The organism is Streptomyces sp. NPDC087428 (genome assembly GCF_044744085.1).
GTDB lineage: Bacteria > Actinomycetota > Actinomycetes > Streptomycetales > Streptomycetaceae > Streptomyces.
This window is the reverse complement of sequence record NZ_JBIUXR010000003.1, coordinates 418,030-430,762: the sequence shown is the minus strand read 5'-3', so window position 1 is coordinate 430,762 and position 12,733 is coordinate 418,030. Positions and strand designations below refer to the sequence as shown.

Sequence of the window (12,733 nt, the reverse complement as noted above, 5' to 3'; positions counted from 1 at the left end):
CGGCCCGTACGCGCACGCGCTGTTCCTGCTGGGCACGCCAAGCCCGGAGGTGTGATTCCTGTCGGGTGACCGATACCCGGTGGTGCCCGTCCGGCGCCCGTGACGACAAGTTAACGACTGCCCCGGTCCCTTAACAGCCGGGCAATCGTCACCCGCGCTGGCTTGTCATGTCCTGCTCCTAACTTCCCGTTCGAACCCGCACACCGGACTGCCGAACGGGAAGTCACCGATGACGGACACAGCCCTGCCCAAGACGGCCGGACCCGCGAAGGCCGGACCTCCCGAGGCGGCCGCCGTTGCCTCAGGAGGTCCGGAGGGCGGAGCCGGCACCCCGCCGCCCAGGCGCAGTTACGCCAGGCTCGCCGCCGACGAGAGCCGCGAGGACTACTCCCTCCGCTACGCACCGCACTCCTATCGGCGCTGGTCGCCCGGCGTGGTCGCGGGCACCGCGCTCGGTGGGATCGCCTATCTGGCCGACTTCGCCATCGGCGCCTCGATCGTCTTCACCTACGGCTTCACCAGCGGGTTCGCCTCGATCATGGCGGCGGCGACGATCATCTTCCTCACCGGCATCCCCATCGCACGGGCCTGCGCGAAGTACGGCCTGGACATGGACCTGGTCACCCGGGGCGCCGGGTTCGGCTACTTCGGCTCGACGCTGACCTCGCTGATCTACGCGTCCTTCACCTTCATCTTCTTCGCCCTCGAAGGCTCGATCATGGCGCAGGCCATGCATCAGGCCATCGGCCTGCCGGTCGAGGCGGGCTACCTGATCACCACCCTGATCGTCATCCCGATCGTCTTCCGCGGGATGGGCGCCCTCGCCAAGGTCCAGGCCTGGACCCAGCCGGTCTGGATCATCGGCATGGTGCTGCCGTTCGTCGTCCTCGCCTTCGAAGCGCCCGACGCCTGGGGCGCGTTCGGCTCCTTCGGCGGTACGGAGGGGGCGGGTTCCGGCTTCTCCTGGGTCGGGTTCGGGCTCGGCACGGGCGTCGCGCTCTCGCTCATCGCCCAGATCGGCGAGCAGGCCGACTACCTGCGCTTCATGCCGGCGAAGACGGAGGCCAACAAGCGCCGCTGGAACATCGCGGTCCTCGCCGCCGGTCCCGGCTGGGTGATCATCGGCGCGGCCAAGCAGCTCGGCGGTGCGCTGCTCGCCTTCGTCGCCCTCGAAGCGGTCGGCAAGACGCACGCGCTGGAGCCCATCGCACCGCAGATCGAGGCGCTGAAGCCCTGGCTCGGCTCGTTCGCGCTGCCCGCCGCCGCGCTCTTCGTGATCGTGTCGCAGATCAAGATCAATGTGACCAACGCCTACAGCGGCTCGCTGTCCTGGTCGAACTTCTTCTCCCGGCTCACCCACCGTCACCCCGGCCGGGTCTGGTACATCTTCCTCAATCTCGTCATCGCGCTGACGCTGATGGAGATGAACATGTTCGCGGCCCTCAACAAGCTGCTGGGCTTCTACTCGAACGTCGGCATCGCCTGGATCGCCGCGGTCGCCGCCGACCTGGTCATCAACAAGCGGATCGGGCTGAGCCCTCCGTACATCGAGTTCAAACGGGCCTACCTGTACGCGGTGAACCCGGCGGGATTCGGCGCGATGGTGATCGCCTCGACCGTCTCGATCCTCGCCTTCTTCGGGCTGTTCGGTACGTACGCGGAAGCCTTCTCCACGTTCATCGCGGCCGGGCTCTCGCTGACCCTCTGTCCGCTGATCGCCTGGGCGACCCGGGGCAGGTACTACCTGGCCCGGCCCAATCCGGTGAACGGCCCGGGAGCCGAGGTCGCGGACATCACCGCCACCCACACCTGCGCGGTCTGCGAAACGGCCTACGAGCTGCCGGACATCGCCGACTGCCCCGTGCGGTCCGGGCCGATCTGCTCGCTCTGCTGCTCGTTGGACGCGGAGTGCGGGGACATCTGCCGCAAGGAGCCGGCCGGAACCCCGGTCCTCATGCCGATGCCGGTGCTGCGCACGGAGGCGTAGGGCGTCCGGTGCGGCGCGAACCGGCCAGGGGGCGCATCCAGTTGGATGCGCCCCCTGGAGTTGGTCCACTCCTGGCCGGATCCGTATCTCTTTGTGCAATTACGTATTCGTTCCGTGAAGGTCAGGCGTACGCTCGGGCATATGCGTACTGCGGTTTCCTGGGGATCCTTAGAAACATGCACGCCGTTCAGGGGAGGGGCGCAATGCTCGGGAGGAGCACGATGAGCGACAGCGGGGCCGTGCTCCCGTGGCTGGTGATACGGCAGGACGACAACGGCAGCCGCTACCGCGTGGGCAGGTACGCCACGCAGGACGAGGCGCAGCGGACCGCCGACAAGCTCGATGAACGCGGACACAAGCAGCTCTACTGGGTCGAGCGCGTCGGGCAGACCGCGCGGCCGTAGTGCGCCGGTCGGGCCGGGGGCCGCACCCCCGGCTCCGGCCGGAGCCGGGTACTACGCTCCGGGGCATGAGTGATCGTGTGGTGGTGGCCGGGGCTGTCTACGACCGGGGGCGGCTGCTCGCCGCGCGCCGTAGCGCCCCGCCCGAGCTGGCCGGCCGCTGGGAACTGCCCGGCGGCAAGGTGGAGCCGGGGGAGAGCGGCGAGCAGGCGCTCGTGCGCGAACTCCGCGAGGAGCTCGGCATCGAGGCGGAGCCACTGGAGCGCATCCCCGGTGAGTGGCCGCTGAAGCCCGGCTATGTCCTGAGGGTGTGGACGGCCCGTCTGGTGTCCGGCGTGCCCGCGCCGCTGGAGGACCACGACGAGCTGCGCTGGCTCGGCCCCGGCGAGAGCGACACCGTCGACTGGCTGGACCAGGACCGGCCCGCCGTCGCCGAAGCCGTACGGCGACTGCCTGGAGGCGCACACCACTGAGCGGGGTGCCTGCCGTGCGGCGCGCACAGGCGGTCCCGTGCGCCCTTTCTCTGCGCGCACACCCGTTCGTGCGCATGGCCTTACACCCGTACGCCCCACGTGTCGGCGCCGGGCGGTATCCCGTGATGAATATCGGGTATGTCCTGTTTAACCCCCGTAAACAGGACGTTCCCGCTGCTGGTCTTGGGAAGTGATCGGCGTGATCGATACCGAAGGCGACCGCGCCGAGTGGAGCTTTCCGGCTGTTCCCGGCGCCGTGCGCACGGCCCGGCACGCCGTCCACGAGGCGCTGTGCGGCTGGGGGCTCGACGCGGCGGTCGGGGATGTGGCTGTACTCCTGGTCAGCGAGCTGGTGACCAACTCCATGCGCTATGCCTCGGGGCCCATCGACGTGCGACTGGTGCGCCCTCCCCCCGACGGTGACGGGCCTGCCGCTCACCCCGGCCTGCTGGTGGAAGTCTCCGATCCGCTTCCGGATCCGCCCACCGCACGTACGGCGGGACCCGATGACGAAGGCGGCAGGGGGTTGCAGCTCGTGGCCTGTTCCGCCCGGCGTTGGGGGATCCGGCACGGAAAGAGCGGGAAGACGGTGTGGTTCGAGCTGGCCCTGCCTGGTTAGGAGTGGGGTGGGACGGTCGGCGATCACCAGAGGTCATACAGAACCTGGCTGAAAGGGACTGAGACCGTGCTGTGATCGTGAACGCCGTGTCGGTGAGGGCCGTAGTGCTGAATACTGCGGGCAGGACCGGTCCGGTGTGTGAGCTGGAGGGGACGGTCGCGTGAGCGAAATACCTGGGACAGCGGGCGACGTCGTGTGGCAGAGCAGTCCGCCTGGCTCGATCTACGACTACATCAGAGTCGCCTCCTTCTCGATCGGCCCCGATGGTCTGATCGAGCAGTGGAGCCGCCGGGCCGCCGGCCTCTTTGGCGTTGCCGCCCACCAGGCGGTGGGTAAGGACCCGGTCGAGGCCTTCATGCCCGGCGAGCTGCGCCGCGACGGGCACCGCCGGATCGGCGAGGTGCTCGACGGCAAGGAGTGGACGGGTCTCGTCCCCTTCCGGATGCCGGGCGAGGACGGACTGCACGGGCTCGCCGAGATCTATGTGATGCCCAGTGAGACGGCGACGGGCGAACGGGCCGCGGTCTGCATCGTCGTGGACGTCCGCGCGCTCCGCGGCATCGAGACGGACCTCGCCGCCTCGCAGGCGATTTTTGGACAATCTCCTTTTGGTTTCGTGCTGTTCGGCACCGACTTCACCGTTCTGCGGGCCAACGATCGCTTCGCCACCGTCTTCGGCGGCCGGGCCGACGACCACCGCGGCCGCACCGTGTACGACTATCTCGCCGGTGCGGAGGCCGACCGGCTGGCCGCCACACTCAGCCGCGTCCTGGCGACCGGCGAATCCGTCACCGACCTCCAGCTCGTCGGCACCACCCCGGGCGACACGGAGCGCCGCCACTGGTCGATGAACCTCTACCGGGTGCACAGCGGAACGGGCCGCCCCATCGGCGTCGCCGGACTGGCCACCGACGTCACCCGGCGCCATATCGCCGCCCGCGAGGCCGCCAGCGCCCGGCGCAACCTCGCGCTGCTCAACGAGGCCAGCGCGCGCATCGGCAACTCCCTCGACCTGGAGACCACCGCACGCGAACTCCTCGACGTCGCCGTACCGGGCTTCTGCGACCTCGCGTCCGTCGACCTCTACCAGGCGCTGGTCACCGGCGAGGAGGCGCCGCCGGGCAGTTGGAGCTCACTGCGCCAGGAAGCGGTCGGCGGCTCCGCCGAACTGCGCCGCGTCGCCTTCGCCAGCGCGGTGTCGGACGCCATGCCCGACACCGCCCCCGGCCTCGCCGGTGACGCCCCGCACGCCGGGGCGGCCGCCGGACCGCCCGCGCTCGGCGCGGTGCACCGCTACCCGTTCAACTCGCCCTGTGCCGTGGCCCTGCGCACCGGCCATGTCGAGGACGTACCCGGCGACGACCGCGGATTCGTCCAGTCCACCTTCGCCGTGCCGATGGTCGCCCACGACACCGTGGTGGGCCTGGTGCAGTTCTCCCGTACCAAGGGCAGCGAGCCCTTCGGCGAACGGGACCGGGCCCTGGCCACCGAACTCGCCGCCCGCGCCGCCGTCTGCATCGACAACGCCCGCCTCTACCGGCGCGAGCACGAGCGCGCCCTGATACTCCAGCGCAGCCTGCTGCCCCCCGGCGACCCCGAGGCCGTCGGCCTCGACATCGCCTGCCGCTACCTGCCCGGCAACACGGCGACCGAGGTCGGCGGTGACTGGTTCGACGTCATCGAGCTCCCCGGGCACCGCACCGCCCTCGTCGTCGGCGATGTGATGGGACGCGGACTGCGCGCCGCGGTGGCCATGGGGGAACTGCGCACCGCCGTGCGGACCCTGGCCCTCCTCGACCTGGAACCCGCCGAGGTCCTCTCCGCGCTCGACGAGGTCGCCCGGGGCCTCGGCACCCCCGGGGGCAGCACCTCGTCCGACGGGACCGGCGGCGCCCAGTGGCCCTCGCGGGCCGCCCACAAGTCCCGCGAGGCGGACCTCTCCGAGGTCTATCTGGCGACCTGCATCTACGCCGTCTACGACCCGGTCACCCGGCGGTGCACCTTCGCCAACGCCGGCCATCTTCCCCCCGTCGTGGTCGAGCCGGGTGAACCGGCGCTGCTGCTCGACGTGCCGCCCGGGATGCCGCTCGGCGTCGGCGGCGAACCCTTCGAGGAAGTCGCGGTCGAACTCAAGGAGGGCGCCCTCCTCGCCCTCTACACCGATGGCCTCGTCGAGTCCCGCGACCATCCGCTGGACGAGGGTCTCGAAGCGCTGCGCGGCGCCCTCGTCGAACCCGCGCGGCCGCTCGAGGACGTCTGCGACCGGGTGCTGAGCACCCTCGACACCCGCCACGGCGAGGACGACATCGCCCTGCTGATGGCCCGCATACAGGGGCTGCCGGTCGAGGCGGTCGGCGACTGGCGGCTGCCCCCCGAACCCCGCTCGGTCGGCCGCGCCCGCGAGCTCGCCCGCGGCCAGTTGCTCGCCTGGGACCTCGACGACCTGGTGGACACCACCGAACTGCTCGTCAGCGAGCTGGTCACCAACGCCCTGCGGTACGGCGAGGGCGAGATCCGGCTCAGGCTGCTGCGCGACCGCACCCTCGTGTGCGAGGTGTGGGACGCGGGCCTCGTCCAGCCGCGACGACGACGGGCACGCGACACGGACGAGGGCGGTCGCGGTCTGCAACTGGTCGGGCTGCTGAGCGCGGCCTGGGGATCGAGGCGGACGCCGCGGGGCAAGACGGTCTGGTTCGAACTGCCGCTGCCCGATGGCCGGCCGGCCGCGGAGCGCACGGTCGAGGAGCTTCTGAGCATGTTCTGAACAGGGCCCCGACCGGTCTCAAGAGGCCTGGCTCACGAGGCCCGGCTCATGAGGTCGTCTTCAGCGCCGCGAGACGCGCCTCGACCTCGGCGCTGGCCCCCAGCGTGTCCAACTGCTCGAACTGGGCGTCCAGGGACGACGCGGCAAGCTCCTGCTTCCCCACCGCCTTCGCCTCCTCGCGCCGCACCTTGTCCTCGAACCGGCTGATCTCACTGGTCGGGTCGAGGATGTTGATGTTCTTGACGGAATCCATCATCTGGTTCTGCGCCTGGGCGGACTTGGCCCGTGCGACCAGCTCGTCCCGCTTGGACTTCAGCTCCGCCAGCTTGGCCTTCATCTGGTCCAGTCCGGACTTGAGCTTGTCCACCACCTCGGTCTGCGCGGCGATGGTGGGCTCCGCGGTCCTCGCCTCCTTCTCCGACTGGAGCTGCCTGCCGAGCGCGACCTTGGCCAGGTTGTCGAACTTGTCGGCGTCGGCCGCCGATCCGGCCGCCCGCAGCTCGTCCGCCTTCCGGCTGGCGGCGAGGGCCTTCTCGCCCCACTCCTTGGCGGCCCCGACGTCCTCCCGGTGGTCCTCCTCCATCAGCCGCAGATTGCCGATCGTGGCGGCCACGGCCTGTTCGGCCTCCGAGATGTTGGTCGTGTAGTCGCGGATCAGCTGGTCCAGCATCTTCTGCGGATCCTCGGCCTGGTCGAGCAGCGCGTTGATGTTGGCCTTCGCCAGCTGGGTGACGCGTCCGAGAACGGTCTGCTTGGTCATGGCACCTCTCCTGTGTGTCCAGTGCTGCGTATGCGTCCTGGTGGTACGAGTGATCCGCACGCTGCCGCCGCGGGTGCGGGCGGTCAGAACCGGCCGCCACCGCCCCGCCGGCCACGGGTGCCCCCGCCGCCGAAGCTGCCCGGCCCGCCGCCCCCGCCGAACCCCCCGCCGCCGAGGCCGCCCCCGCCGAATCCGCCCCCGAACCCGCCTCCTCGGCCGCCCCCGCCCAGGAGCCCGCCGAGGATGATCCCGCCGAGGACCGCACCGCCCATGCCCCCGCCGCCTTGCGGACCGCCAGGACCGTTGCTGTTCCCGTACGCCCGCACGTCCTGCTCCGCCGCGCTCTGGGCCTGCCTGGCCAGCGAGTCCGCCTGGTGCGCCTCGGCCAGTGCCCCCTGCGCGTCATCCGTCCCGGCCAGCTCGATGGCCCGCTCCAGCCTCCGCTGCGCCTCCGCCAGCCGGGTCCGGGCCTGACTGCCGACCGCTCCCCGGTGGGTGCTGATGTAGTCGGCGGCGGCGCCGATCGCCGAGCGCGCGGTGAGCATCGCCTGGTCGAGGAGCGAGCGGGCCCGCCGGTTGCCCTGCTCCTGCTCGCGCGCACCGGCCAGCGCCTCGTCCAGAGCGGCGTCCGCCTCCTCCACCCGGCGCAGCGCGTCGATCGGGTCGTACGGACCGGCCCGCAGCTCCTCCCGCACATCGCGGACCACGGACTGCGCACGGGCGATCCGGCCCCGGAGGTCCGCCGTGGACACCCCTTCCGCGGTGCCTTCCAGCAGCCCGCCCGCGTCGGCCAGGTCCGTCTCCGTCTCGGTGAGCGCGGCCGGCAGCCTGCCCGCCGCCTCCTCGACCTCCCGGGCGCGCCGGTCGACGGCGTCGACGAGGGTGGCCGCCTGGCCGACCGCGCCCTCGGCCGCCCGTACGTACACGGCGGCGGCGGCGCTGTCCCCGCCGTCCACCGCCTGCCGGGCCTGATTGAGCGACGACGTCGTGAAGAGGAGCCGGTCCTTGGCCTGTTCGATGTCGCCGGCGACGGGGGCCGAGGCCGACTCCGCGTAACGGCTGCGCAGCGAGGTCAGGGTCGCCTCGGCCGCGGCGGCCCGGCCCGCGAGCGAACGGAACGCGGTCTCGGCCGCGGCGAGTGCCTGCGGGGCGTTGCGTTCGAGCGCACGGAGCCGGTCGAAGTCCTCGGAGACCGCGTCCAGGCGCGTGTTGGCCGCCTCGCAGCGGCTGATGATCTCGTCCAGCATCTGCCGGCGGGTGGCGTCGTCCTCGGGGAAGGCGTCGTCGAGCTGCTGGCGCAACCGGAACGCGGCCGTCAGCTCACCCCTGGCGTAGGCGACGGCCTCGGTGAACGGTGCCGCGGCCTCTTCGCCGAACTGGGCCGTGGCGAACCCGAGCTCCTCGTCGCTGGTGCGGACCGCGTCGTCCGTGTCGACCAGTGTCTCCTTGGCCCGTGCGTCGAGCTCCGGCAGCGCAGCGAGCGGTTCCGGTGGCGTGCTTGGGCCGGTGCCTCCCGGCCCCCAGCCGGTCGCACCGGGCGTCGTACGGGTGGCGGTGCGCCGTTTGCGCCGGGTGTACGCGTAGGCGGCGGCCGCCCCGGCTCCGACGACGACCACGATCGGCAGGACCAGGTCCCCGACGCTCGTCCCACCGGAGTTCCCCGTCCCCGGGTCGTCGGCGCCCGGGGTGATCGCCGGGGTGGGCACGGCCGCGCCGGCCAGGACGGCGGAGTAGCCGTTGGCGGCCCCGATCGCGGCCCCCGCCCAGTCGTTCTCCCTGAGTGCCGGCTCGATGGCGGTGCTCGCCACGTCGTGGAGCTGGGCGTCGGTGAAGCGGGAGTCCTGGTCGACCGAGTACGCGTACTGCCGGTCATGGGTGGCGACGGCGAGCAGGATGTCGTCGCGTCCGAGCCCGTTGCGGTCGGCCGTGTCGTCGGCCCAGCTCTGCGCGGACCGCCCGGAGAAGTCACGGACGTACGCCACGAAGAGCTGGACGCGGCGCTTGTCGTACAGCTGGTCCAGTGCGGAGACGACCTGGTCCTTGCGGTTTCCCAGCGCGCCGACCTTGTCGGTGATCTGTCCGTCCCTGGACAGGGTGACGGGGTCCTCGGCGCGCGCCGTCAGCGCGGCGGGAAGGGCCAGCCAGCACACCGCCATCAGGACGGCGAGCAGGGCCCGGCCCGGTATGAGGGTCCGGGTTCGACTCACAGGCGGGATCACGTTTGTGAGGCTATGTCCACGTTCGGTGACCCGCGACCCGGCGATGATCCACGTTCGGTGACCCGCGAGCCGGAGGGGCGGACCACGGCGGGGCCACCGTCCCCGGCCGCGTCGGGCGGTGTGGCTGCCGGTGTGGCCCGAGCCGTGGGGCCAGGGCCTGTACAGGGCTGTCCCCATACAGGCCCTCGGGCCACACCGGGTGGATCGGCGCGAGGTCCGGCGGCCGTCAGGTACCGCCGGTCCCCGCACGGTCGGGAACCGTCAGGAGTTCCCGGTCAGGGGGCCGGCGTCAGTCGGCGATACGCGGCAGCGTGCGGGTGCGGCCCATCTCGCCCAGCCAGGCGGCGGACGGCTTCGGCAGCCGCTCGAAGGTCTCCGGGTCCCAGCCGATGAGGCCGAAGGTCGGCGCGTAGGAGCCCCACTCGTAGTTGTCCAGGGCGCTCCACGCGAGGTAGCCCTCGACGCGCAGGCCGTCCTGGATGGCGGCGGCGACCTCGTTCAGCGCACCGGTGTAGTAGTCGATCCGGCGGCTGTCCTGGTCGGTCGCGATGCCGTTCTCGGTCACGATCAGCGGGACGTCGTGGCCGACGACCTCGGCGGTGTGGCGCAGCGCGTGGCCGACGGCGGAGGGGTAGTACTCCCACTGCGTGAGGGTGCGTTCCACGTCGTCGGCGGTGGGGATCGGTCCGTCCGTGCCGATCCTGGTCCGGGTGTAGGACTGCACCCCGATCCAGTCGTCGCCGCGGGCGGCCTCGATGAAGATGTCCTCGCGGGGGTGGCGGTAGGCCGCGGTGACCTCTTCGGCGCCGGGGAGGGCCTGGTAGACCTGGTTGGCGATGGTCCAGCCGACCTGGATGTCGGCGTTGATCGCCTTGACCTCCTTGACGGCCGCGTGGTGGGCGGCGATGACGGCCTGGCTGGTCTCGTCGTCGGGGGTCGGCAGACCGGCGGGCGGGAAGCCGATGTCGCCGCGCTTGGCCTGGCCCGCCATCACGGCGATCATGTTCGGCTCGTTGATGGTGCAGACGTGGCTGACGCCCTCGCTGATCACCGGTGCGCAGGCGGCGACGTAGCGGGCGAACAGCTCGGTCGCGCCCTCTGCGGTGAAGCCGCCACGTGCCTCGAACCACTGCGGCACGGTGAAGTGGTGCAGGGTGATCATGGGGCGCAGGCCGCGCTCGATGGCGCCCTCGACCATGCGGCGGTAGTGGGCGAGCTCGGCCCGGGAGAACTGCCCCTCCGCGGGCTCGATACGGGCCCACTCGATGGAGAACCGGTAGTCGGTGAATCCCAGTCCGGCCAGCACGTCCATGTCCTCGTGCCAGCGGTGGTAGCTGTCGCAGGCGTCCAGGCTGGGCTCCTGGATGTGGGTGCCCGCGGTGTGCTCCTTGACCCACCAGTCGCTGTTGGTGTTGTTGCCCTCGATCTGGTGGGCGGCCGTGGAGGCGCCCCACAGGAAGCCTTCGGGGAACGGGACCTGGGTGTGAGTCATCGCAAACTGTCTTTCTGGGTGCGGGAAGGGGGTGGCCGGCGGGATGTGGGGCGCGCGGCCTCGTACGTGTCGATGCGGCGGCCGGGGGCGGGGCGGGCCGCCCCCGGGGGCGGACTACTTCATGCCGGCGGTGGCGATGCCCTGGGTGAAGTGCCGCTGGAGCGCGATGAACACGACCAGGACCGGCAGCACGATCAGGAAGGAACCGGCCATCAGCATGCCGTTGGATCCACCCGCCTTGTTCGGGTCGGTGGCGAAGGTGGCCAGGGCGACCGGAAGGGTGTACTTGTCGGGGTCGTTGGTCGCGATGAGCGGCCAGACGAAGTTGTTCCAGGAGCCGAGGAACGTGAAGATCGACAGCGTCGCCAGGGCGGGCTTCACCAGCGGCATCACGATGCGCCAGAAGATGTACCACTCGCCGGCGCCGTCCATCCGGGCCGCTTCCAGCAGCTCGTCCGGGATCGACTGCATGAACTGGCGCATCAGGAAGACGCCGAACGCCCCGGCGGCGAAGGGCAGGACCAGCCCGGCGTACGAGTCGATCAGCTGGAGCTTGCTCATCAGGACGAAGAGCGGCAGCAGCATCAGGTTGCCGGGCACCATGAGGGCGCCGAGAACCAGACCGAAGATCTTGTTGCGGCCCGCGAACCTCAGCTTGGCCAGCGCGTACCCGAGCATCGAGCAGAACACCAGGTTCGACACGGTGACCAGCACCGCCACGATCACCGAGTTCATGAAGTACAGCGGCAGATCGAGCTTGTCGAGCAGGTCCCGGAAGTTGTCCAGGGTCCATTCGGTCGGGATCCAGACCGGCGGGCTCGCGGTCAGTTCGCTCGTCGTCTTGAACGAGGAGAGGGCCATCCACAGGAACGGCGCCGACATGATCAGCAGACCGAGCGAGAGCAGGACGTAGACGAGGATCCGCCTCACGGACCTGGGCTGCTTGACCCGGCCCTTCGGCCAGTCGTCCCCGGGCTTCTTCGACGGCGCCGTCGAGACGGCGCCCGGTGCATTGGTGGCGCTCATTTCGTGTTGTCCTTCAGCAGTCGGAGCTGCAGCACCGTGATGCCCATGATCACTACGAAGAGGACATACGCCATGGCGCTCGCATAGCCCATGTGGAAGAAGTTGAAGCCCTCGCGGTACATGTTCAGCGAGACGGTGAGCGTCGAGTCCGAGGGCCCGCCCTGCGTCATCACGAAGGGCTCCTCGAAGACGTTGAGGTAGCCGATCGTGGTGATCACGGTGGCGTAGAGCATCGTGGGCCGCAGGAGCGGCACGGTGATGCCCCTGAACTCCTGCCAGAGGCCGGCGCCGTCCAGCCGCGCCGCTTCCCGCACCTCGGTGGGGATGGCCTGAAGACCCGCGATGAAGAGCACCATGACCGTGCCGACGTTGCGCCACACCGCCATCGCGATCATCGACGGCATGGCGAGCGTCTCCGAGCCCAGGAAGTCCGGAGCGGTGAGGCCAACTTCGGAGAAGAGGCCCGCGACGAGACCGTCGCTCGGGTCCAGCACGAAGCGCCAGACGACGGCGACGGCGACGATGGTGGTGACGACCGGGGCGTAGAAGCCGACGCGGAAGAAGGTCCGGGCCCGGTCGATGCCGTTGTTCAGCAGTACGGCGACGACCAGTCCGAGGAGGATCGTCAGCGGGACGCCGACGACCACGAAGTACGCCGTGTTGAACAGCGACTTGAGGAACTTCTCGTCGCTGAACAGCTTGGTGTAGTTCTCGAACCCGATGAAGTTCGCGTCCAGCGGGTGCGTCACGTTGCGCAGCCCGAAGTCCGTGAAGCTCATCACCAGGGTGGCGATGATCGGGACGGCCATGAACACGAGGAAGAGAACGAGGAAGGGAGTGGAGAACAGCCAGCCGGCCATGTTCTGCATACCCAACGAGGGCTTCCTGCGCATACGCGAACCCTTGGGCCCGGCGGCCGGGGACTCAGCGGTCCCCGGTCCGGCCTGCACCTTGGCCGACTCTGCGGCCTTTCCGGTCGTGGTGCTCATGGC

10 protein-coding genes are annotated in these 12,733 nt (G+C 70.6%); 5 read left to right on the top strand and 5 right to left on the bottom strand.

Features of this window, described 5'->3' with window-relative positions; genetic code table 11:
* The first annotated feature begins 229 nt into the window (after positions 1–229).
* From ACIO3R_RS09255 to ACIO3R_RS09235, 5 genes are all read left to right on the top strand, one after another.
* Positions 230–1,987: a purine-cytosine permease family protein gene (locus tag ACIO3R_RS09255; RefSeq protein WP_385037649.1), complete on the top strand. Its 1,758-nt coding sequence runs from the start codon at positions 230–232 to the stop codon at positions 1,985–1,987.
* Between the two features lie 203 nt (positions 1,988–2,190).
* Entirely contained in the window at positions 2,191–2,391 is a 201-nt protein-coding gene (locus tag ACIO3R_RS09250; protein WP_385037646.1) for an SPOR domain-containing protein, read from the top strand.
* 65 nt (positions 2,392–2,456) lie between these two features.
* A complete protein-coding gene (locus ACIO3R_RS09245; protein ID WP_385037643.1) occupies positions 2,457–2,861 on the top strand; it encodes a (deoxy)nucleoside triphosphate pyrophosphohydrolase in 405 nt (134 codons plus the stop codon).
* 190 nt (positions 2,862–3,051) lie between these two features.
* A complete protein-coding gene (locus ACIO3R_RS09240) occupies positions 3,052–3,480 on the top strand; it encodes an ATP-binding protein (protein ID WP_385037640.1) in 429 nt (142 codons plus the stop codon).
* Positions 3,481–3,673: 193 nt separating this feature from the next.
* A complete protein-coding gene (locus tag ACIO3R_RS09235; protein ID WP_402104886.1) occupies positions 3,674–6,244 on the top strand; it encodes a SpoIIE family protein phosphatase in 2,571 nt (856 codons plus the stop codon).
* Between the two features lie 46 nt (positions 6,245–6,290).
* On the opposite strand, the gene ACIO3R_RS09230 is transcribed toward ACIO3R_RS09235, so the two are convergent.
* The 5 genes from ACIO3R_RS09230 to ACIO3R_RS09210 all read right to left on the bottom strand — a co-directional run bounded on the left by ACIO3R_RS09230 (position 6,291) and on the right by ACIO3R_RS09210 (position 12,730).
* Complete coding sequence (locus ACIO3R_RS09230) at positions 6,291–7,004, bottom strand: PspA/IM30 family protein (RefSeq protein ID WP_402104704.1); 714 nt, start codon at positions 7,002–7,004, stop codon at positions 6,291–6,293.
* An 83-nt stretch (positions 7,005–7,087) separates the two neighbouring features.
* The gene (locus ACIO3R_RS09225; protein ID WP_402104885.1) at positions 7,088–9,211 is read right to left on the bottom strand and encodes a TPM domain-containing protein; all 2,124 of its coding nucleotides are present in this window, start codon (positions 9,209–9,211) and stop codon (positions 7,088–7,090) included.
* 301 nt (positions 9,212–9,512) lie between these two features.
* Positions 9,513–10,715 (bottom strand): glycoside hydrolase family 1 protein, encoded by a 1,203-nt coding sequence (locus tag ACIO3R_RS09220; protein ID WP_385037631.1) that lies wholly within the window; start codon positions 10,713–10,715, stop codon positions 9,513–9,515.
* Positions 10,716–10,829: 114 nt separating this feature from the next.
* On the bottom strand, positions 10,830–11,741 hold the full coding sequence (locus tag ACIO3R_RS09215; RefSeq protein ID WP_385037628.1) for a carbohydrate ABC transporter permease: 912 nt from the start codon (positions 11,739–11,741) through the stop codon (positions 10,830–10,832).
* Positions 11,738–12,730, bottom strand: a complete 993-nt coding sequence (locus ACIO3R_RS09210) for a carbohydrate ABC transporter permease (RefSeq protein ID WP_385037625.1) — start codon at positions 12,728–12,730, stop codon at positions 11,738–11,740. The genes ACIO3R_RS09215 and ACIO3R_RS09210 overlap by 4 nt, the downstream gene beginning before the upstream one ends.
* Positions 12,731–12,733: the final 3 nt, after the last annotated feature.

Excerpts from the sequence above, each read along its gene's own strand:
- ACIO3R_RS09250 (WP_385037646.1), top strand. The coding sequence starts at position 2,191 with ATGCTCGGGAGGAGCACGATGAGCGACAGCGGGGCCGTGCTCCCGTGG.
- ACIO3R_RS09220 (WP_385037631.1), bottom strand. The coding sequence starts at position 10,715 with ATGACTCACACCCAGGTCCCGTTCCCCGAAGGCTTCCTGTGGGGCGCC.
- ACIO3R_RS09215 (WP_385037628.1), bottom strand. The coding sequence starts at position 11,741 with ATGAGCGCCACCAATGCACCGGGCGCCGTCTCGACGGCGCCGTCGAAG.
- ACIO3R_RS09210 (WP_385037625.1), bottom strand. The coding sequence starts at position 12,730 with ATGAGCACCACGACCGGAAAGGCCGCAGAGTCGGCCAAGGTGCAGGCC.
- ACIO3R_RS09245 (WP_385037643.1), top strand. The coding sequence starts at position 2,457 with ATGAGTGATCGTGTGGTGGTGGCCGGGGCTGTCTACGACCGGGGGCGG.
- ACIO3R_RS09255 (WP_385037649.1), top strand. The coding sequence starts at position 230 with ATGACGGACACAGCCCTGCCCAAGACGGCCGGACCCGCGAAGGCCGGA.
- ACIO3R_RS09230 (WP_402104704.1), bottom strand. The coding sequence starts at position 7,004 with ATGACCAAGCAGACCGTTCTCGGACGCGTCACCCAGCTGGCGAAGGCC.